This window comes from Sphingomonas daechungensis (assembly GCF_039543105.1).
Lineage (GTDB): Bacteria > Pseudomonadota > Alphaproteobacteria > Sphingomonadales > Sphingomonadaceae > Sphingomicrobium > Sphingomicrobium daechungense.
The window spans coordinates 1,209,370-1,232,452 of the sequence record NZ_BAABJC010000001.1 but is presented as its reverse complement, the minus strand read 5'-3'; the positions used below and the strand labels follow the sequence as shown (position 1 = coordinate 1,232,452).

Below are 23,083 nucleotides of genomic sequence, written 5' to 3'. Positions count from 1 at the left end.
GTGCTCAATCCTCCATCGCGTCTCGAATGATGGGACACGTCATGCAGTGGCCCCCACCGCGGCCACGTCCAAGCTCGGCGCCGCCGATGGTGATGACTTCGATGCCCTCGCGGCGGAGGAGCGTATTGGTGTATGTGTTGCGGTCGTAAGCGAAGACGACCCCCGGGGAGACGCACACCAGGTTGGCGCCGCTGTCCCACTGGGTCCGCTCCCGCATGTAGGCGTTTCCGCCAGTCTCGACGACGCGCATGCGGCTGACCCCGAGCGCCTCGCTGACGGTTTCGACCATCGAGCCTGAGTCCTGCCGGAAGTCGAGCTCGCCGCCCTTGCCCGGACGGTACGAGAAGGTCCGAATGCTGTTGACGATATCGGGGTAGAGGAGGACGCAGTCGCGGTCTGCGAAGGTGAACACCGTGTCGAGGTGCATGGCGGCGCGCAGTTTCGGCATTGCCGCCACGATGACGCGTTCCGCGGCGCCGCGTTCGAACAATGTCGCTGCCAGTTGCCCGATAGCCTGACGCGAGGAGCGCTCGCTCATTCCGATGAGGACGTTGCCTTTGCCGATGGGCATGACGTCGCCGCCCTCGAGCGTGGCCAGTCCGTGTTCTTTCAGCGGGTCTCCCCACCACACGTTGACCTTGCCGGCGAAGTCGGGGTGGAAACGGTAGATGGCTGCCGTGAGGATCGTCTCCTCGTGGCGGGCGGGCCAGTAAAGCGGGTTGAGCGTGACGCCGCCGTAGATCCAACAGGTCGTGTCGCGGGTGTAGAGCGTGTTCGGAAGCGGCGGCAGCAGATATTCGGAAACGCCGGCCGCATCGCGCACGAGCTTCAATTTGTCGCCGCCGATAGCCTCGGGAAATTCTTCCGTCGAAAGGCCGCCGATCAGCGTTTCCGCCAGCTCGCGCGCTGGCATTTCGTCGAGGTACGCCCGGACTTCATTGAGCAGTTCCAGCCCGACTTCGTTCGCGACGACTTCGTTGTCGAGGATCCAGGCGCGTGCTTCCGGAATCGAGACCGTCTCTGCGAGCAGGTTATGCATCTCGACCACATCGACACCGCGGTCGCGCAACTTGGACATGAAATCGAGGTGGTCGCGCTTGGCAACGTCCACCCACATCACGTCGTCGAACAACAGAGTGTCGCAATTGCTCGGCGTGAGCCGCATGTGCGCCCGACCAGGGGAGCAAACCATGACTTTCCGAAGTTGCCCAACCTCCGAGTGAACACCGAATGCGGTCTCGTTCATAACGACCCCTTCTGACGCGCCAACGGCCCGGCTGCGCGCGATCGAATAGCGATCGGAAAAGGCGCAGCGGAACAGCCTGCCTACGGAGCGAAGGCGGCTGGGGTAATCAGGGAAACTACCGACGCAGCCGGCCTACCCAATTCGCCTATTTGGCCGGTTCCCAGACATAGTCACCGCTGCTCATCTTCAGGTTGAGATGAAGCTTGCCGTCGGCAATCACGAACGTCCGCACATGCGCGAAATCGTCGCCGAGCCGTTCGAGCGGGCTCGGCGGACAGGCCGCGAGGGTCCTGATGCCGGGCTCGATCGTCAGGCTGCCCATCTTGGCCGTGGAGTCAGGCGATTTCCATTGGCCGGTGCCGCGGTTGCAGAACAGAGTCATCACGGCATTGCCGCCGGGCTCCAGCCGAAGGGTGTAGACCTCGTCAACGCCCGGCCGGATCGCTCCAATGGAATCGTCGGACGACCGGAACTCGACCAGCTTCCACTCGGTCCCGACGAGCGCCGGTCCGGCCGCCGAAGCCGGAGGTGACGGCTCGTTTGTGGCACAGGCGACCGTGACTGCGCACAGCAAGCTGAGGGCGGCCGCAGAGCGAATTGAACGTCGGTTCGAAATCATGGTGACCTCCAAGCCTCGGGTGGAAGCGAGCATGTGCAGTAGGAGCAGCCGGAGGCCCGGGGCATCGGGATAAGTTCGGATGCCCAGTCACTTAGCGTCGTCCGGCGAATGAGCGACGGAGGCAGCCGTGACGCGAGGATGACCGTAGTGTAGAAAACGGGACGAAAGGACGAAGCATGACCGAGCGTCCCGATCCCCGAGCACAGCGTGACCACGGACCAGCCAAGGCCCGCCGCAAGCGCAGATTCAGTTCGCCTTTATTGCTTGCCGCGCTGGTCTTCGGCTTTGCGCAGCCCGCGGCAGCGCAGCAGAACACGCCCGCGCAAACCGGCGCGACCCTGTTCCAGAACGTCCGCGTCTTCGACGGCAAGAGCGCGGTGCTTTCGCCACCGTCCAACGTCCTCGTCCGCGGCAACCTGATTGAGCGCGTCTCGGCCAGTTCGGTGCCAGCCGATGCGAACACGCGTGTGATAGACGGCGGGGGGCGGGTTCTGATGCCGGGCCTGATCGACGCGCATTGGCACGCGATGCTGATCGCCCTGCCGCCTGCGGATACGATCACCGGCGACGTCGGCTACAGCAATCTCGTTGCTGCCGACGAGGCGAAAGCGACGCTGCTGCGCGGTTTCACCACGGTCCGCGATGTGGGCGGCCCGGTGTTCGGGCTCAAGCGCGCGATCGACGAAGGATACTATACGGGACCGCGGATCTATCCTTCGGGGGCGATGATCACGGTGACCAGCGGCCACGGTGATTTCCGTTCATTGTCCGACCTTCCCCGCCAAATCGGCGGGCCACCGACGCGCGGCGAGCAGATCGGCGGCTTTGCGATCGCCGACAGTCCCGACGAGGTCCGGGTTCGAGTCCGCGAGCAGCTCATGCAGGGGGCATCCCAGATCAAGCTGACGGGCGGCGGCGGTGTCTCGTCACCGTTCAGTCCGATCGACGTCGTCACCTTCACGGAGCCGGAGCTTCATGCGGCGGTCGAGGCGGCGCACAATTGGGGGACCTATGTCGCCGTCCATGCTTTCACTCCCGAGGCAATCGAAGTCGCTGTCGCCGCTGGCGTGAAATGCATCGAGCATGGGTTCCTGATGAACGAGGCGGACGCGAAGCTGATTGCGTCCAAAGGCATCTGGCTGAGCATGCAGCCGCTCCCCGAGGAGATGCGGACGGGCCTTCCCGAAGGATCGGTTCAACGCGCGAAAGCAGAAGAGGTCTGGCCGGGGATCGCGCGCTCCTACGCGCTCGCGAAGAAGTACAAAATCAAGACGGCCTTCGGCACCGATGTCCTGTTCTCGCGTGCGCTCGCAGCGCGGCAGGGCGCGATCCTGGCATCGCTCACGCGCTGGTACACGCCGGCCGAGACCTTGATCATGGCGACCTCGACCAATGGCGAGTTGCTGCGGCTCTCGGGCCTGCGGAACCCGTATCCCGGAATGCTCGGAGTGGTTCAGGAAGGCGCCTACGCCGACCTTCTCCTTGTCGATGGCAATCCGCTGGTCGACATCAATCTCATTGCCGACCCAGCCAAGAATTTCCGGATCATCATGAAGGACGGCAAGATCTACAAGGATACCTTGTCGCAGTAGCCGCTACGACGCGGCTTGGACCGGGGTGGGTGTGAAGGGGCATTGCGCCTGCGCGCTCGCTGCCACCGGCCAGCTGAACTCGTACACGACTCGGAAGCCGTTGTGGTCGGACAGGACCGGCCCGCTCGGCCCTCCATCGAACATTCCTTCGACCCGGATGGGGCGCACCTTCACGACGCTGCCCGAGGTAAAGAGCTGCAGGTTCTGGACGCGCCGCCATTGGTCATCGTGCGGCCATTCCTGCCGGACGTCGCACCGGTCGGGATGCTCGCTGCAATAGAAATGGACGTTCTCCAGCGGGACCTTCTTGGAAAAGGTGTAATGGCGCGCGTCCGAGTTGCGCATGTTGAAGTCGCCCGCCGCGATCGTGACGCTGTCGTCCGTCCCGTAGGATCTTGCGAATTCCGCTAGCTCGGCCGTCTGCCGCGCATGGGCGGGAATGTGTCGCTCCGCCTCCACGCCCGAAGCGCGCTGGGCATTCATGTGCGTGGTGTAAAGATCGACCGTCCCAGGCATGCCCGGAATGGTCAGCTCGGCGAAGACGACGCCCTTGTTCGAAAGGCAATCGAACCCGGCGCAGCTTCCGCGAGCGAACGGCCTGTAAGCGACCCTGGTCATCGGAAAGTCGGTTGCGATGGCGAGGCCGCTCGACAGGAAATTGAACCGAACTTCGCCCTTGAGGATTCGCCGCCTGCCGGGCAGCGGGCCCTCGGTATTGGCCGCCTGCCGCGACCGTGTGCTCGGGCCCGTCGTGATGCTTCGATAGCCGGTGGCCGTCACTGCGCGCGACGCAGCGTTGGTAAACACTTCCTGGAACACGATCATGTCGGGCCCGGTACCAGCCGACCGGAATGCGGCGAGGCGGGAGCCGATTTCTTCAAGGAATGGCGTCCGGTTGTTGCGCGCCGGCCAGGGCAGGCCTTCGATATTGTAGGTCAGCACATCGATTTCAGTGAAGGCGGTCTTGCCGTTTGCGCTGTGGCGGATGTGGGGGCGCGATGCGTCCTCGCAGCTGACCCTTCGCTCGGGCGGCAAGGTCATGCATCCGGCCATCAAGGGAAGGGCGCCAAAAACGCCGTAAGCGAGCAAGCTACGAGACATGACGGCCCCCTTCCGGGTGAGAGGCGGAACCAGGACGGATCCCGGCCCCGTTAAGTCAGGGCATTCCCTGAACGCGACTATGCCAACCGAACCTGACGGAAGGATCGGCCGGTCGTCGCGATCAGGATCTGGGAGATGCCTTCCATGATGAGCTCGAGTGCGATGAACAGGCCGATGATCCATCCCCATTGGCGCGCCCAATCCGGGTTTGCCACCGCGGTCGAAAGAGCTTCACCCTCTGGCAGGGCCAGGATCCGAAAGACATAGGCCGCCATTCCAAGGCCAATGAGACCCGAAACGAGGAGCAAAAGTTGCAGGCCTCGATAGCCGCGGAACTGGAACATGATCAGGAGGCGCATCAGGCCCGCGAGTGCAAAGCCGACGCCAATCAGCATGGTCAGCCAATATGCTGATTTCACCGGCATCAAAGTGAGCGCGAGTCCGATCGCGAGGTAAAGCAAGCCGATGATCACATGCCACATCAGGCCGCCCCAACCCTTGTGATGGAACGCGTCCAACAGCTGGCCCACTCCGGCGATGAACGCCAATACGCCGATCCAGAATATGGCGATCGTCGTCAGGCGGTATGTCATTCCCAGGCCAATCAAGCCCATTGCGACCAGTGCCACCCCCAGCGCCAGCAACCAGCCGCGCCGGATTCCCGCAACTTCCAATTCCTGGCCGGAAGCGGTCAAAGCATTGCCCATAGATTCCCCCATTCCTGCGGAGGCCGGCCTGCACTGGGTCGTCGTACGAGTTGCTACCGCGACCTCGGTCGGTCCTGTCATGAGACGCGATCTCGTGCATCGGCGCAAAGGCGCAAACGCGCGACTGGATCAGCGCGGCGATGGTGCATTCTAAGCACGCCAATAGCAAATCGCCGACCGCGAAGCTTCGGCCCCGGGCTTCCTACGGCCGTTTGACTCGCCGCCGATTGCTCCTACTGTATTGGGCGTGCGCGACCGATGGAGGACCGCATCTTCGTCGACGCCATCATCCTCACAATCGGCGCGTTGTTTCCGGTGATGAATCCGATGAGCGTTGCTCCGGTGTTTCTGTCGCTGACAGCCGCGATGGATGAGCAGACGCGAAACCGGCAGGCTCGCCTCGCATGCATCTATGCGTTCGCGATCCTCGCGACTTTCCTTTTGCTCGGCGCAGCGATCATCAGCTTCTTCGGGATTTCGGTTGCGGGAATTCGGGTGGCCGGCGGGCTCATCGTTTCCCTGATCGGCCTGAGGATGCTGTTCTCCGAGCCCCCGGAGCCCGACTCGGCCAACTCCGTCCCAGCGCCGGCGGGCGGGATTGCTTTCACTCCGCTCGCCATGCCCGGCCTTGCGGGGCCCGGATCCATTTCCGTTGTTGTGGCGACTGCCTCCCAGATTGGCGGGCGCACCGCGGAGAGTTACCTCGTTTACAGCGGCACGATCATCGGGATCGCCATTACCGTCCTCATCGCTTGGCTGGTGCTCCGCACAGCTACGACGCTTGGCAAGCTGATGGGTCCATCCAGCATCGATGCGATGACCAGGATCTTTGGATTCCTTCTCGTCTGCATTGGAGTGCAGTTCCTGCTGACCGGCATTGGAGATTTCTACGGTCTGAGCATCGCTTGATCGGGAACGATCGACAACCGGGCCGAGCGGAAAAACCCTGATCCCATGTAGCCTGCGCGGAGCATCGAAGCCTTCCGAGGGATGCCGGGACTAACCCTGATATCGCGGGAGCGTTTGTACGCATATCTGGGCTGCTGGGGCCCTTCGCCTAAAATGGCGGAGTGACCGCAACGAGCCATCTTTTGGGTCGGGGGGAGCGCATGGCTAGTCCTTCGAAAGCAGTCGGCCGCACGCAGGCCCGCGAGCCCACCTACCTCGAAGCGCTGATCCCGCTGATCCTCCTGTCGGCGCTGGTAGGCGGCTCGGTCGCGCTCTTCGGCCTCGACGCCATGAGCGGGCCCCTGCAAGCGGGCATGATGCTCGCGGCAATGGCTGCCTCGCTCATCATCATGCGGCTGGGCCATTCGTGGGACGAGGTTGCGGAGGCCGGCCGCAGGGGCGTTTCTTCCGTCGTCAGCGCGATCTTCATCTTGCTGGCCGTCGGGGCCTTGATCGGCACCTGGAACATGGCAGGGACCATTCCGACGCTGGTGTACTACGGCCTGCTGCTCATGCAGCCGCACTGGTTCTATCCGGCCAGTCTCGTGCTTTGCGCACTGGTCTCTATCGGGATTGGCAGCTCCTGGACAACGGTGGGCACGATCGGCGTCGGCCTCATGGGCCTGGCAAGCTTCACCGGAGTGTCTCCGGTAATCACGGCGGGAGCCATCGTTTCGGGCGCCTATACGGGCGACAAGCTGTCGCCGCTTTCCGAAACCACGATCCTCGCGGCTCAGCTCACCGGCAACGATCTTTACAAGCATCTGAGATATCAGGCTTGGGTCAGTATCCCGGCGTTTCTCATCGCGGCAGCCGTTCTCCTGTTGCTCGGGCTGTCCAACACCAATGTCGCGAGCGATGCGATAATCGATTCAGAGCTGATGGCACTCGACCGGATCTTCTGGATCACGCCCATCAACCTGCTGCCGCTCGTACTGCTGATCGGTATGTCGATGCGCAGGATGCCAGCGTCGCTGGCCCTGATGACCTCGGCGATCTTCGCTGCTGTTCTTGGCTGCCTGACGCAGCCGCAAGCCGTCCTGTCGGTGCTGCCGACGGACGGAGTGACCGGAGGACTCGGGTCGTTCATCAAGGCGTCTTGGCAAGTGATTGCGAACGGCTTTCATTCAGAGAGCGGAATTCAGCAGGTCGATGACCTCCTGTCCCGGGGCGGAATGGCGAGCATGCTGCTGACCATCTGGCTGATCATCGCGGCGCTCGCATTCGGGTCAATCCTCGACGAGTTCGGATTTCTCTCGAAGCTGATTGCGCCCGTCCTTCTGCGCGCGAAGCAAACCGGAAACCTGATTGCGACGGCCGTCCTGACGCCAATCGGGCTGAACATCATTACGGCCGACCAATATGTCGCGATGGTACTTCCGACGCGGCTCTTCGGCGAAGAGTTCAAGAAGCGCGGGCTGGCAAGCAAGAACCTGTCCCGTGCGGTTTCCAACGGTGGGATCGTGACGGCGCCGCTGGTGCCGTGGAATTCGTGCGGTGCCTACATGTCCGCAGTGCTTGGTGTCCCGACCTTTGCCTATCTCCCGTTCGCGGTTTTCAATTACATGAGCCCGCTGCTGGATGTTACCTACGGCTATACCGGCTTCAAGATCGCGACGACGGACGGAAAGCCGGACGGCGACCCCAGCGATGCCCAAGAGCCGGTGGCCGCCAGGCTGGATTTGACGAGGCCGTGAGTCTCGATGACACCAAGCACGTGAGGTTTAGGGCTCAACTGCACGATTGCCTGCCGTGACGCTGAAGCTGAAGCTTCCGCGGAAGCTGGTCGATACGATTGCGTCATTGGTGTCGCGCACCACGCCGTCGCTGTCCGGCCTAATCGCCGGCAGCCTCTTTGTCGCATTGTCGCTGACGCCCTCGCTGCTCCCGCGCACATGGGTCGCGCAGGGGGTCCTGTCGGGTGTCAGCTTTGCTGTCGGATACTTCCTCGGCCTGTTCGCGGACTGGCTGTGGCGGGCGCTTCATCTTCCCCGGCGATCGGTGATGGATTTGCCTAATGGCCGCGCGATTGTCGCAGCAATCTGCCTCTTGCTCATATTGCCTTTCGCCTGGCGCGCTGCCGCGTGGCAGAATTCCACCCGCGTGCTCATGGACCTGGAGCCCGTCCGAACGATCCATCCGGCGGGCGTACTGGTCGTTGCGTCAATCACGATGCTGGTGATTGTCGCGTTCGTTCGGCTGGCGAAGATCACGATCCGCGCCTTGTCCCGATCGGCGGCCAGGGTGATGCCCGAACGGACGGCGACAATCCTCGGGATGCTTGGCGCATTCCTGCTATTCTGGGTCGTTGCGACGGGGATCGTCATCCGCTTCGGAATGCAGGTCGTTGACTCGTCGTACCGGACGTATGACGCGTTTGTTGAGCCGGACCTCAGCCCGCCGTCGGATCCGCTGAAGTCGGGCAGCGCCGCATCGCTGCTGAACTGGCAGGAGCTTGGCCGCCAGGGGAGGCGGTACATTTCGTCTGGCCCGAGCGCCGCGGAGATTGGCGCAGTCCTAGGCCAGCCGGCGCGCGAACCGCTCCGTGTGTACGTCGGCATGCGATCGGCGGCCACTCCAGAGCAAAGGGCAATGCTCGCACTGCGCGAGCTTGAGCGGACCGGAGGTTTCGACCGTGCGGCGCTGGTCGTCATCACCCCGACGGGGACAGGCTGGGTCGATGAGGCCGGAATCGACCCGATCGAGTTCCTCGAGGGCGGCGATATCGCGAGCGTCGCGATGCAATATTCGTATCTGTCGAGCCCGCTATCGCTGATCGCCGAGCCGGATAACGGCAATGAATCGGCTCGCGCTTTGTTCAATGCGATCTACCGGCACTGGACCAGCTTGCCAGAGGACAAGCGGCCCAGGCTGTATCTCTACGGCCTGAGCCTCGGAGCGCTCAACTCTTCGCGTGCGGCCGATCCATTCGAACTGGCGGGAGAGCCGATCCAGGGGGCGCTGTGGGCGGGGCCGCCGTTTGCAAGCCGGATCTGGCGATCCATCACCGATGGCCGCAACCCGGGCTCGCCCGAATGGCTGCCCCAGTTCCGTGATGGCCGGGCGGTTCGCTTCATGAACCAGCAAAGCGGCCATGGACAACGCAGCAAGGCTTGGGGCCGAATCCGGATCGTCTACCTGCAATACGCCAGCGACCCGGTAACCTTCTTCGAATTCAGTTCGATCTACCGGCGTCCGGATTGGACCAGGGGGCGTCTTGGACCCGACGTATCGCCGGAGCTTCGCTGGTTCCCGATCGTCAGCTTCCTGCAACTTGCCGGCGACATGGCAACGTTCACCAACACGCCGACCGGCTTCGGCCATTCCTTTGCCGTTGATCATTATATCGATGCATGGATGGAGGTCGCCGACGTCCAGGGTTGGCCGCCCGAGCGGGTGGAGCGTCTTAAGCGGCATTTGCAGAAATTGCCCGCGGAGCCGTCGGAAATCTGATCGTTTCGTGTGATAGCCGCGTCAGGCGGGCTTTGGCGGTTTCCCAAACAGTTCGACGACCCATTGGCTGCGGGGGTTGAGACCACAGAACGCAAAAATCGCGACCGTGATCGGCATCGCCAGGAGCGTTCCCAGGATTCCCCACATGAAGGTCCAGAAGAAAATTACGAAGAGCACCAGCGTTGGCGAGATCGATAGCATCGTTCCGGCGACGCGGGGCTCGATGTAGCTGCCAACCATAAACTGGATCACGTTGAGGCAGACAAAGACGAGAAGCACTTCGCCCCACGTGTCGAAAGTCGCCATGGCAAGCAGTGTCGGCATCACGGTTGCAAAGAACGGCCCGATAAAGGGCAGATAGTTCAGCGCGAACGCCATCACTCCCCATTCGAACGCAAACGGGAGGCCGACCAAACGCGCAAAGAGCCAGACGAGCGAGCCGGTCAGGAGGCTGACTCCGGTGCGGATTAGGAGATAGCGGCGATATTGGCTCGCAACGACGCTGCAGCCTTCGAGAAGAATGCGTGATGCATTGCGGTTGCTCATCGCCTGCATCTTCGTCCGAATGTCGTCGACCTCGAGCAGGCCGAGCATGAGATAGGTGATGGCGATCAGCCAGAAGGTGAAGGTCGTCTGCAAATGGCCGCCGAGCCTGCTGATGGCACTGAACAGCCAGGCGACTGTGAAATGCTCGGCTCCCAAGGCCGCGACGGAAACGCCTTGTGCGTCCAGCCAGTCCTTCGTGCTGGCGAGGAAGAAATTGTAGCGTGCGCTGTCGAGCACCACTGAGCGGCCGACGCGCCCCACTGCCCAACTGATGATCCATGCGAAGGCCACGCAAACGGCGATCGTCGTGAGCAAGGTGAGGGCCAGAGCCACCAGCTTGTGCACGCGGGCCTGAAGCGTGCGCTGCAACGGCCAGACCAGAGCCATGATGAACAGGGCGACCGCGAGCGGCGCGAATACGCTGGCGGCATAGTAAGCGGCGACCGTCATCACCAGGATCGCGATGATGTATACGGGCGCGCTGCTGGCGCGGTCGGTCATGCCGGGTTGCGCCTCGGCAGGGTTGAGATCCCCGGCGCTCAGATCAGGTCCCGGTTCAGAACGGGGTTCGCGCGCATAGCACGTCCGACACCATGCTCCGGCCAGCCACGGTTTCCAGGGCCTGGCTTCGAGCAACGATCCAGCCGACCGAGCGGCAGAATGCATTCGCTTCCGATCGTGCACAGCTCGATCCGTTGCATTCGATCCTTCGCCCGAAACGCTTGGGTGCCGGGAAAAACTCGGCGGTGGCGCCACGCAGGGACTCGCCGACGCCGGTGCCGAAGCCGCCAGTGGGCCGCATGGACTGAATCCGCCTTACCGAACCCGTGAGATGGGTCTGATCGCGATCGATGGTCCGGCACGTACCGGTGTAGTTGCGACCGCTGCAGATCTGCCATTCGCCGCTGCGGACGCGGACCGATCGGGCGTCCCACGGAAGGTTGAGGTTCGGCGTCGGGGCTCGCACCGAATGGAAGTGCCCCCTGAGTAATGTGTCGCTGTAAAGGATGGCTTCGAGGCCGCCCTGGTTCGGTGCCCGCGACATTGCTTCCGGCTGCGCGGCGCTCGTCGGGGCAATGCCTTCTTGCTGTGCGCTCGCGGCGGTCGTTGCCGCCAGCACCACCGCCGCTGTTCCGGCGGCGATCCGAATGATCGTCTTCATCCCAGCGCCTCCCTATGTTCTTCCTTGTCCCGATCGCGGAATGCGAAGGCGGCGAGATATGCCGCGTCCGCGATGAGCTCGAGCCCCAGAACCACGCCCAGAAAACCGGCGGAGACCGCGGACCAGTTGAACATCACGATGAGGCCCATCAGCACGGAGATCACGCCCGCACCTACGAAAACGAGGAAGTAGCGTGACTTGCGCACGTCGAGCGTGGTGAGGAGCTTGGCGATGCCGCCTCCCAGCAAGACCAGCGCGAACAGGAACGGGAGGCCGATCGGGCCAACTGTGCGCGGGTCGCCGAACTTCATGCTGAGCCCCGCGTAAACAAGCAACAGGCCGACGATGGCGGGCAGGATCATCGTGATCGGGCGCCGCCATTTTCGCATCACCACCGCGATCAGGTAAACCGCACCGGCGGTGAGCAAGAGCCACGGGACCGTCCCGACGACCAGCGTCGTCACTCGCAACGGGTTGAAGATTACGTAGAGTCCGAGGGCAGCCAAAATACCTGCGAGGACCGTGCGTATCTGCCAGTTCATAGGGGCTTTCCCTTCATCAGGTCCCGGCAATAGCGAGACCGTGCAAAGCCTTCGTCAGCCGAGGATGCGCGCCTTCTGGGTCGCGAACTCCTCGTCGGTCAGGATCCCGGAGCTGTGCAATTCTGCGAGCTGCTTGAGCTGGTTCATCGCCTCGCCGGAAAGTCCGGCCGGCGTCTGCGGCTCGGCCGGTGCGGGTTGGGCGGGTTGGGCGGGTTGATTTGAACGGCCTGCAACCTTGTTGGAAACCGCTGTGGCAGTGCCGGCGATAACTGCAGTGCGAGCTGCCGTACCGGCCGCGCGTCCAAGCAAGCTGGGTCCGCTGCGCCTTCTGATCATTCAGGCCTCCTTAGTTTCAGGCTCACTGATCTGAACACCGACCAGGCCGGTTATTGTCAGGACGCGACTCGCTCTTGGCGGCTGGCACGCTACTCAAGCCCTGAAGCGTTCCAAATAGGGGTAAGTCCCTATTGGGGGCCGCCGGAGTTCTGAATTCGAAAAGTGTCGAAACCTGAACCGACGCAGCCGGACGCGGCGCTAAAGGTATCGGGGTTTCACCTGACTCCACGAGGTCGCCTTGAGCCTTAGATGCAGGACGGGGGCATCGGATCGTTCGGTCGGCTTTGTGCCGCTCACCGCCATGTCGCCGTTAGAACGGGGGAACAGTGGGGCAGTCAGCGCAGCCTTCGAAGCTATCACTCCGTGCCCTCACGGCGATGGTCGTTGGATCGATGGTGGGCGCCGGGATCTTCAACCTCCCCGCGAGGTTCGGAAGCGCCACCGGCCCACTTGGTGCAATCATCGCCTGGACTATCGCCGGGACCGGCATGTACATGCTTGCTCGAGTATTCCAGGCGCTGGCCGAGCGCCGGCCGGACATCGATTCCGGTGTCTTCGCATATGCGAAGGCCGGCTTCGGCGACTACATGGGTTTCCTGTCCGCCTTCGGCTACTGGCTCGGAAGCTGCCTTGGGAACGTTTTCTATTGGGTGTTGATCGGCTCGACGCTGGGCGCTTTCTTCCCCAGCTTTGGCGACGGCAACACATTCATTGCGATCGCGGTATCGCTGATCGGTATTTGGACCTTCCACGCGATGATCCTGCGCGGAGTCGAGCAGGCGGCCTTCATCAACTTCGTCGTCACCATCGCCAAGATCGTGCCGATCATCGTCACGATCATCGCACTCATCGTCGTCTTCAACTTCAGCCAGTTCGCCGACAATTTCTACGGCGGGGCCGATATGCCTCCCAAGCCGCTGATCTCGCAGGTCCGGGATACGATGCTGATCACCGTCTTCGTCTTTCTCGGCATCGAAGGCGCGAGCGTCTATTCGCGGTTCGCGAAGAACAGGTCCGACGTCGGTCGAGCGACCATTCTCGGATTCGTCGGCGTGACCGGCTTGATGGTTGCGATAACGTTGCTCGCCTACGGGTCCCTGCCCCAATCGGCGATTGCGGGCCTTCGGCAGCCCTCACTCGCAGGCGTGTTCGAATCCATCGTCGGTCACTGGGGCGCCGTGTTTATTTCCATCGGAGTGCTCGTCTCCGTCCTTGGCGCCTATCTCGCCTGGTCGATGATCTGTGCGGAGGTCATGTATTCCGCGGCACAGTCGGAGGACATGCCGAAGCTGTTTGCCGCGCAGAACGGCAATCGCGTACCAGCCAATGCACTGTGGCTAACGAACAGCGTCGTCTCGCTGTTCGTCATCTCGACCTACTGGTCGCAGGACGCGTTCAACTTCATGCTCGACATGACGAGCGTCACGACGCTTCTGCCCTACTTGCTTGTCGCAGGGTACGGCGTGCTCGTGGCCCGAAGCGGCGAGGGGTACGAGGGGGTCGAGAACCAAAGAGGCCGGGACCAGATCATTTCCTGGCTCGCGGTTGTCTACACCATCTTCATGTTCGTCGCGGCTGGTCCGAAGTACATTTTGCTCGTCGCCGTCCTGCTGGTGCCGGGAACAGTATTGTACGTATGGGCGCGTAAGGAGCGGGGCATGCCGGTGTTCGTGCCACGCGACCTCGTCATCTTCCTGATCGCTGCGGTCGCCGGCCTTATCGGGTTCTACGGCTTGGTCTCGGGGACCATCACGCCCTGAGGAGATGCCGCCCTAATTGGGCGGTGCTGGTGGAGGGCGTGAAAGACTGCCGTCGCGATCCGCATCCATTATGCCGACGACATCCAGGATCGGCTGCTGCGAGATCTTGATCATGCCTTCCTGAGGACGGTCGAGGTCGATGATAACGATCAGCGCGGCTGTGTAGAGCACCAAGAGTGCCGTGCTGGCGTGGCGGGCCCCACGTCGCTCCGGCCCGACGATGTAGCCGAGCACGCCTGCCGCGACGATCGTGTAAACGAGCAGCAGGTCGAGGATCAGTACGGGCAGGTGCGTGCGGCCGAGGATTTCGCGATGCCGACCCTGGCTGATCGCCTCGTTCGTTGTTTCGACTAGATACGTTGCCAAATCGGTGTCACGGATCGGCAGGATCGCGGCCCGAATTTCCTGCCAGGCCCGGAGGCCGAGCGCGTGGCTTTCATTGAGCGCGGCTTCGGTGCGGTCGTTCCACAGTCCCTCCGGAGCGATCCGGCTGTGCGCATATTGGCGGACAGCGTATTGGGTCCGCGAGGCGGAGGGCTGATCGAGGACGCTCGCGGTTAGATAGGTCGTTCGCAGGGCATCGGCCTCTTCCCGGACCGCGGTCCGGCGATCGCTGTAGCGATCCATCGCCATGGCGAAGGTGAAGCCCATCATGAAAGCCAGCAGGCCGAAGATGGCGCCGACGATATAGTCGCTGGGATCGGAGCCGGCCGATTCCGGAGGGGCCGGAGACTGGGGATGAAAACGCTGGCGAACCCAGACGCCCGCTCGGCGGGCGGCGAGGCACAATAGGATGAGAAGGATCGCCACGCCCCACAGCGGCACTTTCTCCAAAACGAAATCGACGAACCCATCCAGCATGGCGCGCAAATTAGGGGTGGATCAGGGCGCGCCTATCCGAAGATTTCCTGATGCCGGCGCGATCGGCAGCGCGCCTACTCGAGGATACGAAAATCTTCGGGGAAGGTGGAAGAGACGGTCTCGGGACTGCGGGATTCCCCCGGAGCATCGGCAGCGACGCGATAACGCGCGGCCAGTTCTTCATGCAGTTCGCGGGCCTTCGCGCAAGAAGCGCGGCCGGCGGCCTCGTCTTCTTCTCTGGCCCTGCGCTGCAGATAGTGTTCGCGCGTTTCCATGAGGGCGATTTTACGCGCCTATTGTTACATCTACACTGATCCAGATTAACAGGCGTCAGGCCGCGATCGGGAACCTCAAGATCCGGTCGTCGAGTGGGACGAGGGCCGATGCGGACGGTCCGACCTGCTTGAGGATTTCGGGGTGCGAGGCGTCGAGGCCGCCAGTCAGCGAGCCGAAAGCCGGAAGGATCAGCTTCGTGTTGGAGGCGACGAAGCAGCGGCGGGATACGCGGCGGCCGCGGACGTTCACCCGATACTTGGGATGATAGTGGCCGGAGATTTCCGGACGGCTGTCGGCGCGGTCGGCCTCGTGGCGGAGAATGATTCTGCCAATCTGCGCTTCTTCAATCAGCACCCCGCCGCAGTGATCCGCAAATCCCGGGTCGTGGTTGCCGAGGATCCACGTCCATTCGAGCGTGGACGTCAGCGCCAGGAGCATTTCACGCGCTTGTTCGGGAAGGCGGTCGCAGCCGAAGCGGTCGTGGAAGCTGTCGCCAAGGCAATAGAGTCGCCGGATGCCGGAGGTGCGGACCAGGTCGGTCAAGGCGGAGAGAGTTGCAACCGAGTCATACGGAGGCAGGAACTGTCCCAGCCGCGCATACCAGCTCGCCTTTTCGAGATGCAGGTCGGCGACCAGCAACGCTTCGCGGGCGGGCCAGAAGAGCGCGCCTTCGGGCGACGCAACGAAAGTTTCGCCTGCGAACGAAAAGGGAACCATCGCTCTGGCTTAAACGAGCGGCGCTAGGGCTCAAGTCCCAAAATATGGTCACGAAGCGAACGCGCGTCGTGAAGGGCGTTATGCGGCACCTTGCTGTTCGCAGCCGTGCTGAAATTGCTGAGCGGCAGCAGGCGGAAGGACAGATGCCGGAGGTCGATCATCTTACCCTCGCCGGTGATCAGCAGGTTGCAGAAATGGGCGATATCCTCCGGCCAGTCGGCATGGATGATGGGCTCGGGATCGTGACGAAGATAGCGCTCCAGCGCGTGAGCTGCATCGGGACGACTGAGCCGGGGGCAGGACAGCTGCTCAGGCACGGTGTCCAGATAGGGAATGACGTGACGCTGGACCCATTCGACGATCGGCTCATCCAGCCGGAACGTCAGATACAGCTCTTCGCCATCATCGGGAACGAGGGCGAGGCTGAGAAGGCCGCCGCCGAGGCCGTTGTATTCGGTGTCTAGGAAGTAGCGCACGCGAACTCGGTACCGGAAGCGGCGCCGCTTGGCCAATGCTGGACAGGCGGGAATTCTGCGGCAATTCTCCGATCAGAAAATGGGGGAGAGATTCGATGCGCCTGGGTTTTTCGACTGCCTTTGTCGCTGCCTTGCTTGCGACGACCGCGCCCGCCGCCGCTGAAACGCCGAATCGGGCGCAGCTAGCGGCGTCGGTCAAGTCCAGCCACGATGCGAACCTCAAAAGGTTGCAGGACTGGATCGCGCTGCCGACCATCGCCGCCGAGAACCGCAACACGCCGCAGGGCGCGGAGCACATGCGGCAGATGTTGCTTGATGCCGGATTCCAGAAAGCGAAGGTCGTCCATACGAGCGGCGTACCCGGCGTTTTCGCGACCTTGGACGCGGGCGCGCCGACGACGCTTGGCATCTACTTCATGTACGACGTGAAGCAGTACGTGGACTCGGAATGGTCGTCCCCGCCGCTTGCAGGCCAGCTGGTCGATCGGCCGGAGGGCAAGGCGATCGTCGGGCGCGGGGCCGTCAATCAGAAAGGGCCGGAAGTGGCGTTCCTCGCCGCGCTCCATGCGTTCAAGGCGACTGGGCGCAAGCTGCCGGTGAACCTCGTCCTGGTGGCCGAGGGAGAAGAGGAAATCGCTTCTCCCCACTTCAAGCAGCTCGTCTCAGACCCGGAAGCGGCTGCCGCGCTCGAAAAGACTATCGGCGTGATCATCCCCGGCGCCGGTCAGGAGAGCAATGGCGCGACGTCCATCGATCTTGGCGCCAAGGGTGTGATCGAGGTCCAGCTGATTTCCAGCGGCGAGAATTGGGGAAGGGGGCCCGCTAAGGACGTTCATTCGAGCCTTAAGGCCATCGTCGACAGCCCGGCCTGGCGGCTTGTGAAAGCGCTCAACACACTGGTTTCGGAAGACGGCCAGACGCCCGCAATTGACGGCTGGTTCGAGAATGTGAAGCCGCTGACCCCACGGCAAATCGAGCTGATCGACCAAGGCACGGCCAATTCCAACGAAGCCGACGTGAAGAAGCAGCTTGGCGTCAAGCATTGGTACAAGGACGAGGATTACGCGACGGCTTCGCGTCGCCTCGCGGCGCAACCGACCGTGAATATCGAAGGCCTGGTCAGCGGCTATACGGGGCCGGGTGGAAAGACAGTCTTGCCGGGCCGTGCCGAGGCCAAGCTGGACTTGCGGCTGGTTCCTGACATGACGCGCGAGGAAGCGGAGGCGAAGCTGAAAGCGCACCTTGCGAAGCGCGGCTTCTCCGACATCATCGTCAATGTCAGCGGCGGCTACAGCCCGACCGAGACGGATGAGAACAGCCTGCTGGTCCGCTCGCAAATCGCGGCGCTCAAGAAGGTTGGGGTCGAATATGCGCTCAACCCGCGCACGGCCGGATCATGGCCGGGCGTGACCTTCACCGGCCCGCCGCTGAAGCTTGCAGCGGACGGCTTCGGGCTAGGTACGGGCGGCGGAGCCCATGCGCCGAACGAGTGGTATCTGATCGACAGCGCCAATCCGAAAGTCGCGGGGCTCGATGAGTCGGCGATGTTCTACGTCGATTATCTCTACGACCTTGCCGCCATGGCGAAGGCCAGGAACTAGTTCGGCTGAACGCCGCAAGTGTCGGTCGGAAGCGGCCGGCCCTTGCGGCATCGCTCGGCCATGGCGCGTGCCTGCTTGCCGCGCTCCTCGTCCTGCTTGCGAAGCTCGCGGCCGCGCTTCTCATCGGCTTCGGACTGGCTGGTCGTCGCGGCATCGACCCCGGCCGAGGCGACCTTCACGGGCAGGGTGACAACATCGACGGCCGTCTTGGCAACGGTGCCGACAACGCATCCGGACAGGAGCGGGACGAACGCGACGAACAGGACAGGGTTACGCATGATCTGTTTCTCGCGGTCGGACACGGGTGTGGCAACCTCAAAGCGACGAAAAGAAGCTCCACATCAGGTCGTTGGCGTTGATCGCCATCGACGGCTGCTTGCGGCCCTGCTGGTTGCCCCCGCCGGGCCAACTGTGGCCGCCCGATTCGGTGACGCAAAGCTGGACCGGCGCGCCGCCGGGCATCGCAGGATGAAGGTCGCAGTGGGCGCCGCTGACGCTCACCACACGGCGGGCCTCCGGAGTGGCGCGATTAAGCGCAACCCACTTTGCGAGTGTGGACGGGACAGAGGTGAAGTCGACCTGGGTGAACGAATTCGGTCCTGGGCCGCCGTTGAAGTTGACCATTTCGTCGTTGACGGCGTGAAAGTGGATGACGGGGACGGGCTTGGCCGGCTTGCAGTTTGACGTGTTGTCGGTGCCCGCGACCGGCGCAATTGCGCGGACGATATCGGATGCTTCGCAGGCCATGCGATAGGACATCATTGCGCCATTCGACATGCCCGTCATGAAGACGCGGCTGCTGTCGACCCTGGCTTGCCGCTCGACGCGCCGGATCACTTCGCGAAGGAAACCGACGTCGTCGACCTTGTTGCGTACCGCCGCGGCACAGCATGAGCCCGCATTCCATGTCGCCAGCACCCTGCTTCGAAAGCGGCTGTAGCCATTGGGGAAGACGGCGATGAAGCCGGCTTGCTCTGACTTCGAGATGAGGCGGTACTTGTCGTCGCTCGCCTGATAGTCCGCGTCTCCGCCGCCGCCATGCAGCGCCACCAGCATCGGCGCCGGGCGCTTGGGATCGTAGCTTCGGGGAACATGGACGAGATACTCGCGGCGCAGTCCGCCGTGGTCGAAAGTAAAGCGATAGTCGCCGGGGGCGGTGATAGGCGTGGCGTTTGGATCGGCGACTTTGGCGGACCGCTCGGCCGAACGTTCCTGAAACCGCTCGAACATGCGGGTGCGTTCCACGCTTTGTTGAGCGATGGCTGTGCCCGTGATCAGCGTGAGCATCAGCGCTCCGGCGACAAATCGCGACATCTCCGGCCTCCCTGAATTGGCGGTCCAAGATTTCATTACGCTTGATGAACGAACGATGAGGCGGTTCGTCGTGCGACGTTCAGAACGTTTGATGCCCGCTAACCAATCCGCATGGCCTCGTCGGCAAGCTCCTGCGCGTGGATCAGCAGGCTGGTATCGGCCTCAGCCCCAGGCGGCAGGGATTCGCGACCGATAATGACCATGAGCGGGATCGCCATCGGCGTGATGCGGCCGGTATCGACGTGCAGCATGGTCGCGGATGCTCGATCGACCAGGCGGACGAGGCGCCCAAGCTCGGTCATACGCGCGCGGGCGTCGTCCCAGGCTGCACGAAGCAGGAGGTGGCCGGGCTCATAGCGGCGGAGAACGTCGTAGATTAGGTCCGTCGAGAAGCTGACCTGCCGTCCCGACTTCTTCTTGCCAGGATGATGGCGCTCGACGAGACCGCCGATGACCGCGACCTCGCGGAAGGCGTTTTTGAGCAGCAGGCTTTGTTCGACCCAGTCGACGAACTCTTGCTCCAAAATATCGGGTGAGAAGAGCGTCTGCGGGTCGCTGATTGGCTCTAGCCCGTAGCATGCAAGAGCGTAATCGTTCGCGACGAAGCCGAGGGGCTTCAGGCCCTTGCTCTCCATTCGTCGCGTGATGAGCATTCCCAAGGACTGATGCGCGTTCCAGCCTTCGAAGCTGTAGGCGACCATGTAGTGCAGTTTCTCATGCTCGAACGTCTCGACGAGCAATTGCTGTGGTTCCGGGATGACCGACTTGCGATCCTGCACTTCAAGCCATTCGCGGACGTCATCGGGAAAGCGGTGCCAGTCGTTGCGGTCGGCGAGCATATGGCGGACGCGGTTGGCGAGGTGCGTCGACATCGACATGCGCTGCCCGCCGTAGGTGACGATGCGGCCTGACTCTTTCGAGGCATGGACGATAATGTCCGCGTCCTTGAACTGCTCCACCTCGAGGCTGAGGCCGGCGAAGAAGAAATGATCCCCGGGCGCGAGGGTTGAGGCATAGCCTTCCTCGATGGTGCCGAGCTTGCGGCCGTTGCGAAAGCGAACCGTGAGTAGCGGCTGCTCGACGATGACGCCGGCGTTGAGGCGATGCTGGCCGGCGATCTGCGGCCGAGCGATGCGCCAGCGCCCGTCGCCTTCGGGCACGAGGCGGCGGAAGCGGTCGTAGGCCTTGAGCGCGTAGCCGCCGGTCGCGATGAAGTTGAGGACCTCGGTGAAGGTCTCGTCCTTCAGGCCCGCGTAGGACGCTGACGAGCGGATTTCCCGGAGCAACTCCTGCTCCTCGAATGGCGCCGCGCAGGCGACGCCGAGGATATGCTGGGCGAGGACGTCGAGCGTGCCAGGGCGGAAGTTCTCGGGATCGAGTTCGCCGTCGTCGATGGCGTCCAGCGCGGCCCGCGCCTCCAGATATTCGAAGCGGTTGCCGGGGACGACTTCGCCTTCGCTCGGCTCGTCGAGCCGGTGGTTGGCGCGGCCGATACGCTGCAGGAGGCGTGAGGAGCCCTTGGGCGCACCCATCTGAACGACCAGATCGACGTCGCCCCAGTCGATGCCGAGATCGAGGCTGGCCGTCGCAACGAGCCCGCGCAGCTTGCCCGCCGCCATCGCTGCCTCGACCTTCCGGCGCGCCTCCTGCGCGAGGCTGCCGTGGTGGATGCCGATCGGCAGGCCCTTGTCGTTGGCGGTCCACAGGTCCTGGAAGATCAATTCCGCCAGCCCGCGCGTGTTGCAGAAAACGAGCGTCGTTTTGTGCCGTTCGATCAGGTCCATGATCTCGCGGACGGCGTGGCGGCCGGAATGCCCGCCCCACGGGATGCGGCCTTCGGGAATCAGGATCGAGAGATGCGGTTCGGCGCCGGGGTCTCCCTGAACGACTTCGACCAATTCCATGTCCGCATCGGGCGCGAGCCAGCTTCGGTAGGCGTCGGGATCGCTGATCGTCGCTGACAGGCCGACGCGCCGGAGGTTGGGCGCGATCTTGTTGAGCCGCGCCATCGACAGCGACAGCAAATCGCCGCGCTTGTCCTTCGCGAAGCCGTGAAGCTCGTCGATGACGATCGTCTTCAGATTCTCGAAGATCGTGAAACTGTCCGGATAGCTCAGCAGCAGACTCAGAGATTCCGGCGTCGTCAGCAGGATCTGCGGCGGCCTGACCCGCTGGCGCGCCTTGCGATCCGACGGCGTATCACCGGTCCGCGTCTCGACGCGGATTGGCAGCCCAATCTCCTCGATCGGGCCGAGGAGGTTGCGCTGAACGTCGACCGCCAGCGCCTTCAGCGGCGAAATGTAGAGGGTGTGCAGCCCCTCGCTTGGCTGCTCCGCCAATTCTGCAATCGTCGGCAGGAACCCCGCGAGCGTCTTGCCCGATCCGGTTGCTGCGACCAGCAGCGCATTCTTCCCCGCGCGCGCGCGCCGCAGCATGTCCATCTGGTGCCGGCGCGGCTCCCAACCGCGCTCGGCAAACCAGTTCCGGATGACGAGTGGGAGATCCGGTTCGTTGCTCAGCGGTCGTCAGTCCCCTCGCGGCGGCGCCGCTCTTCATCGGCATATTCGTCGCGCGTCGCCTGTTCGGTCACGCTCATCGGCGCTTCGCCCTTGGCGCGCCGGTTGCGCAATACCACCCAGACCAGAATCACCAACAGGATGATCGGGCCGACGATCTCCATCAATCCAAGCAGCGTTTCGTCCATCTAGCTTCCTCCGCGACCGGGAACTCTCCCGTCTTTCAGCCTATATAGCTCTCGATGGCACGCCTCGGTTCCTGGATAGAGCCTTTTGACGAGGGCATTTACGTGCGGCCCGCGGACGCGTGGATCGATCCTTCGCAGCCGAAGGAGCGCGCGCTCGTCACCCACGGTCATGCCGATCACGCGCGGGGAGGGCACAGCGAGGTGTGGGCGACGCCGGAGACGCTGGCGATCATGGGCGTCCGCTACGGCGAGCAGAACGGCAATCCGGTCGCGTACGGAGAAGGCTTCCGCGTTGGTGAAGTCGATGTTCGGTTCGTGCCGGCCGGTCACGTGCTGGGATCGGCCCAGATCGTGCTCGAGCACGCGGGGGAGCGGATCGTCGTGTCCGGCGACTACAAGCGCCGCGAGGATCCGACCTGCGCTCCGTTCGAGCCGGTGCCGTGCGACATCTTCATCACCGAAGCGACGTTCGGGCTCCCCGTCTTCCGCCATCCCGACACAGGCAGCGAGATCGACCGACTGCTTCACCGACTGCATTCCGATCCATCGCGGTCGGTGCTGGTCGGGGCCTATGCGCTCGGCAAGGCGCAGCGGGTGATAACCGAGCTTCGTCGGCGAGGGCACGAGCAGCCGATCTACTATCACGGCGCAGTCGAGCGGCTGTGCAATCTCTACGAGGAGCTCGGCGTGTCGCTCGGTGAAATGCGGCATACTGCAGGCGCCAAGAAGGAAGAGATGGCCGGCCATATCGTCATGGCACCTCCCTCGGCACTCAACGACCGTTGGTCGAGGCGGCTGCCCGATCCGGTGACGGCGATGGCCTCCGGCTGGATGCGCATCCGCCAGCGTGCTCGGCAGTCGAATATCGAACTGCCGCTGGTCATCTCCGACCATGCCGACTGGGACGAACTCACCTGCACCATCCGCGAGCTAAAGCCGCGCGAGGTCTGGATCACCCACGGCCGCGAGGAAGCGCTCAAACACTGGTGCATGCTGCATCAAATCAAGGCGCGCGAATTGAACCTCGTCGGTTATGAAGACGAGGATGATTGATCTTCGGCTATTGCTGGTCATGGCGCTTGGCGCTTGCGGCAACGGCAGTGAGCAAACCGAACCGCCGAT

At 63.1% G+C, this 23,083-nt stretch carries 23 protein-coding genes; 7 read left to right on the top strand and 16 right to left on the bottom strand.

Translation table 11 applies throughout. The annotated features are described in order from the left end of the window. Positions 1–4 precede the first annotated feature (4 nt). On the bottom strand, positions 5–1,246 hold the full coding sequence (locus ABD928_RS06420; RefSeq protein WP_345167218.1) for an arginine deiminase: 1,242 nt from the start codon (positions 1,244–1,246) through the stop codon (positions 5–7). A gap of 145 nt (positions 1,247–1,391) precedes the next feature. Next, entirely contained in the window at positions 1,392–1,865 is a 474-nt protein-coding gene (locus tag ABD928_RS06415; RefSeq protein WP_345167215.1) for an META domain-containing protein, read from the bottom strand. Positions 1,866–2,041: 176 nt separating this feature from the next. On the opposite strand from ABD928_RS06415, the gene ABD928_RS06410 reads away from it, so the two are divergent. After that, the gene (locus ABD928_RS06410) at positions 2,042–3,457 is read left to right on the top strand and encodes a metal-dependent hydrolase family protein (RefSeq protein WP_345167212.1); all 1,416 of its coding nucleotides are present in this window, start codon (positions 2,042–2,044) and stop codon (positions 3,455–3,457) included. A 3-nt stretch (positions 3,458–3,460) separates the two neighbouring features. Here ABD928_RS06410 and ABD928_RS06405 read toward each other — a convergent pair whose 3' ends face one another. Both ABD928_RS06405 and ABD928_RS06400 read right to left on the bottom strand, forming a co-directional pair. After that, the gene (locus ABD928_RS06405; protein ID WP_187713758.1) at positions 3,461–4,558 is read right to left on the bottom strand and encodes an endonuclease/exonuclease/phosphatase family protein; all 1,098 of its coding nucleotides are present in this window, start codon (positions 4,556–4,558) and stop codon (positions 3,461–3,463) included. Positions 4,559–4,635: 77 nt separating this feature from the next. Continuing rightward, a complete protein-coding gene (locus ABD928_RS06400; protein ID WP_345167207.1) occupies positions 4,636–5,346 on the bottom strand; it encodes an HdeD family acid-resistance protein in 711 nt (236 codons plus the stop codon). A gap of 177 nt (positions 5,347–5,523) precedes the next feature. Here ABD928_RS06400 and ABD928_RS06395 point away from each other — a divergent pair, with 177 nt between their 5' ends. The 3 genes from ABD928_RS06395 to ABD928_RS06385 all read left to right on the top strand — a co-directional run bounded on the left by ABD928_RS06395 (position 5,524) and on the right by ABD928_RS06385 (position 9,666). Beyond that, entirely contained in the window at positions 5,524–6,174 is a 651-nt protein-coding gene (locus tag ABD928_RS06395; RefSeq protein ID WP_345167204.1) for a MarC family NAAT transporter, read from the top strand. A gap of 200 nt (positions 6,175–6,374) precedes the next feature. Beyond that, complete coding sequence (gene nhaC / locus ABD928_RS06390; protein ID WP_187713760.1) at positions 6,375–7,910, top strand: Na+/H+ antiporter NhaC; 1,536 nt, start codon at positions 6,375–6,377, stop codon at positions 7,908–7,910. A 55-nt stretch (positions 7,911–7,965) separates the two neighbouring features. Next, positions 7,966–9,666, top strand: coding sequence for an alpha/beta hydrolase (locus tag ABD928_RS06385; RefSeq protein WP_345167200.1), 1,701 nt, complete (start codon positions 7,966–7,968; stop codon positions 9,664–9,666). Positions 9,667–9,687: 21 nt separating this feature from the next. Here ABD928_RS06385 and ABD928_RS06380 read toward each other — a convergent pair whose 3' ends face one another. Genes ABD928_RS06380 through ABD928_RS06365 form a run of 4 tightly spaced genes read right to left on the bottom strand, consistent with a single transcriptional unit; the run spans position 9,688 to position 12,252 of the window. Then, complete coding sequence (locus ABD928_RS06380) at positions 9,688–10,713, bottom strand: AI-2E family transporter (RefSeq protein ID WP_187713761.1); 1,026 nt, start codon at positions 10,711–10,713, stop codon at positions 9,688–9,690. A gap of 55 nt (positions 10,714–10,768) precedes the next feature. Beyond that, positions 10,769–11,374: a beta/gamma crystallin-related protein gene (locus tag ABD928_RS06375; protein WP_345167196.1), complete on the bottom strand. Its 606-nt coding sequence runs from the start codon at positions 11,372–11,374 to the stop codon at positions 10,769–10,771. Beyond that, positions 11,371–11,916, bottom strand: a complete 546-nt coding sequence (locus ABD928_RS06370; protein WP_187713763.1) for a DUF308 domain-containing protein — start codon at positions 11,914–11,916, stop codon at positions 11,371–11,373. The genes ABD928_RS06375 and ABD928_RS06370 overlap by 4 nt, the downstream gene beginning before the upstream one ends. A 54-nt stretch (positions 11,917–11,970) precedes the next feature. After that, entirely contained in the window at positions 11,971–12,252 is a 282-nt protein-coding gene (locus ABD928_RS06365) for an SHOCT domain-containing protein (RefSeq protein WP_187713764.1), read from the bottom strand. Positions 12,253–12,578: 326 nt separating this feature from the next. Between ABD928_RS06365 and ABD928_RS06360 the strand changes: the two genes are divergently transcribed. Beyond that, positions 12,579–14,012 carry a basic amino acid/polyamine antiporter gene (locus ABD928_RS06360; protein ID WP_223276103.1) on the top strand — a complete coding sequence of 478 codons (1,434 nt, stop codon included), beginning with the start codon at positions 12,579–12,581 and terminating at the stop codon, positions 14,010–14,012. A 12-nt stretch (positions 14,013–14,024) separates the two neighbouring features. On the opposite strand, the gene ABD928_RS06355 is transcribed toward ABD928_RS06360, so the two are convergent. The 4 genes from ABD928_RS06355 to ABD928_RS06340 form a co-directional block, all read right to left on the bottom strand. Next, the gene (locus ABD928_RS06355) at positions 14,025–14,873 is read right to left on the bottom strand and encodes a bestrophin-like domain (RefSeq protein ID WP_187713766.1); all 849 of its coding nucleotides are present in this window, start codon (positions 14,871–14,873) and stop codon (positions 14,025–14,027) included. A gap of 74 nt (positions 14,874–14,947) precedes the next feature. After that, a complete protein-coding gene (locus ABD928_RS06350; RefSeq protein ID WP_345167191.1) occupies positions 14,948–15,148 on the bottom strand; it encodes a hypothetical protein in 201 nt (66 codons plus the stop codon). Between the two features lie 55 nt (positions 15,149–15,203). Next, on the bottom strand, positions 15,204–15,866 hold the full coding sequence (gene pdeM / locus ABD928_RS06345; RefSeq protein ID WP_187713767.1) for a ligase-associated DNA damage response endonuclease PdeM: 663 nt from the start codon (positions 15,864–15,866) through the stop codon (positions 15,204–15,206). Between the two features lie 23 nt (positions 15,867–15,889). After that, positions 15,890–16,342 carry a hypothetical protein gene (locus ABD928_RS06340; protein WP_187713768.1) on the bottom strand — a complete coding sequence of 151 codons (453 nt, stop codon included), beginning with the start codon at positions 16,340–16,342 and terminating at the stop codon, positions 15,890–15,892. Between the two features lie 95 nt (positions 16,343–16,437). Here ABD928_RS06340 and ABD928_RS06335 point away from each other — a divergent pair, with 95 nt between their 5' ends. Then, positions 16,438–17,943, top strand: a complete 1,506-nt coding sequence (locus ABD928_RS06335) for a M20/M25/M40 family metallo-hydrolase (protein ID WP_345167187.1) — start codon at positions 16,438–16,440, stop codon at positions 17,941–17,943. Here the strand turns inward: ABD928_RS06335 and ABD928_RS06330 are convergent. From ABD928_RS06330 to ABD928_RS06315, 4 genes are all read right to left on the bottom strand, one after another. Then, on the bottom strand, positions 17,940–18,221 hold the full coding sequence (locus ABD928_RS06330) for a hypothetical protein (protein WP_187713769.1): 282 nt from the start codon (positions 18,219–18,221) through the stop codon (positions 17,940–17,942). The genes ABD928_RS06335 and ABD928_RS06330 overlap by 4 nt on opposite strands. Before the next feature lie 37 nt (positions 18,222–18,258). Beyond that, positions 18,259–19,257: an extracellular catalytic domain type 1 short-chain-length polyhydroxyalkanoate depolymerase gene (locus ABD928_RS06325; protein ID WP_345167180.1), complete on the bottom strand. Its 999-nt coding sequence runs from the start codon at positions 19,255–19,257 to the stop codon at positions 18,259–18,261. Positions 19,258–19,355: 98 nt separating this feature from the next. Continuing rightward, on the bottom strand, positions 19,356–21,776 hold the full coding sequence (locus ABD928_RS06320) for a ligase-associated DNA damage response DEXH box helicase (RefSeq protein WP_187715843.1): 2,421 nt from the start codon (positions 21,774–21,776) through the stop codon (positions 19,356–19,358). Then, positions 21,773–21,961 (bottom strand): hypothetical protein, encoded by a 189-nt coding sequence (locus ABD928_RS06315; RefSeq protein ID WP_187713771.1) that lies wholly within the window; start codon positions 21,959–21,961, stop codon positions 21,773–21,775. Before ABD928_RS06315 ends, ABD928_RS06320 begins: the two co-directional genes overlap by 4 nt. Before the next feature lie 54 nt (positions 21,962–22,015). Here ABD928_RS06315 and ABD928_RS06310 point away from each other — a divergent pair, with 54 nt between their 5' ends. Next, complete coding sequence (locus ABD928_RS06310) at positions 22,016–23,014, top strand: ligase-associated DNA damage response exonuclease (protein ID WP_345167176.1); 999 nt, start codon at positions 22,016–22,018, stop codon at positions 23,012–23,014. Positions 23,015–23,083: the final 69 nt, after the last annotated feature.

Excerpts from the sequence above, each read along its gene's own strand:
- ABD928_RS06420 (WP_345167218.1), bottom strand. The coding sequence starts at position 1,246 with ATGAACGAGACCGCATTCGGTGTTCACTCGGAGGTTGGGCAACTTCGG.
- ABD928_RS06415 (WP_345167215.1), bottom strand. The coding sequence starts at position 1,865 with ATGATTTCGAACCGACGTTCAATTCGCTCTGCGGCCGCCCTCAGCTTG.
- ABD928_RS06410 (WP_345167212.1), top strand. The coding sequence starts at position 2,042 with ATGACCGAGCGTCCCGATCCCCGAGCACAGCGTGACCACGGACCAGCC.
- ABD928_RS06405 (WP_187713758.1), bottom strand. The coding sequence starts at position 4,558 with ATGTCTCGTAGCTTGCTCGCTTACGGCGTTTTTGGCGCCCTTCCCTTG.
- ABD928_RS06400 (WP_345167207.1), bottom strand. The coding sequence starts at position 5,346 with ATGACAGGACCGACCGAGGTCGCGGTAGCAACTCGTACGACGACCCAG.
- ABD928_RS06395 (WP_345167204.1), top strand. The coding sequence starts at position 5,524 with ATGGAGGACCGCATCTTCGTCGACGCCATCATCCTCACAATCGGCGCG.
- nhaC (WP_187713760.1), top strand. The coding sequence starts at position 6,375 with ATGGCTAGTCCTTCGAAAGCAGTCGGCCGCACGCAGGCCCGCGAGCCC.
- ABD928_RS06380 (WP_187713761.1), bottom strand. The coding sequence starts at position 10,713 with ATGACCGACCGCGCCAGCAGCGCGCCCGTATACATCATCGCGATCCTG.
- ABD928_RS06375 (WP_345167196.1), bottom strand. The coding sequence starts at position 11,374 with ATGAAGACGATCATTCGGATCGCCGCCGGAACAGCGGCGGTGGTGCTG.
- ABD928_RS06370 (WP_187713763.1), bottom strand. The coding sequence starts at position 11,916 with ATGAACTGGCAGATACGCACGGTCCTCGCAGGTATTTTGGCTGCCCTC.
- ABD928_RS06365 (WP_187713764.1), bottom strand. The coding sequence starts at position 12,252 with ATGATCAGAAGGCGCAGCGGACCCAGCTTGCTTGGACGCGCGGCCGGT.
- ABD928_RS06355 (WP_187713766.1), bottom strand. The coding sequence starts at position 14,873 with ATGCTGGATGGGTTCGTCGATTTCGTTTTGGAGAAAGTGCCGCTGTGG.
- ABD928_RS06350 (WP_345167191.1), bottom strand. The coding sequence starts at position 15,148 with ATGGAAACGCGCGAACACTATCTGCAGCGCAGGGCCAGAGAAGAAGAC.
- pdeM (WP_187713767.1), bottom strand. The coding sequence starts at position 15,866 with ATGGTTCCCTTTTCGTTCGCAGGCGAAACTTTCGTTGCGTCGCCCGAA.
- ABD928_RS06335 (WP_345167187.1), top strand. The coding sequence starts at position 16,438 with ATGCGCCTGGGTTTTTCGACTGCCTTTGTCGCTGCCTTGCTTGCGACG.
- ABD928_RS06330 (WP_187713769.1), bottom strand. The coding sequence starts at position 18,221 with ATGCGTAACCCTGTCCTGTTCGTCGCGTTCGTCCCGCTCCTGTCCGGA.
- ABD928_RS06325 (WP_345167180.1), bottom strand. The coding sequence starts at position 19,257 with ATGTCGCGATTTGTCGCCGGAGCGCTGATGCTCACGCTGATCACGGGC.
- ABD928_RS06315 (WP_187713771.1), bottom strand. The coding sequence starts at position 21,961 with ATGGACGAAACGCTGCTTGGATTGATGGAGATCGTCGGCCCGATCATC.
- ABD928_RS06310 (WP_345167176.1), top strand. The coding sequence starts at position 22,016 with ATGGCACGCCTCGGTTCCTGGATAGAGCCTTTTGACGAGGGCATTTAC.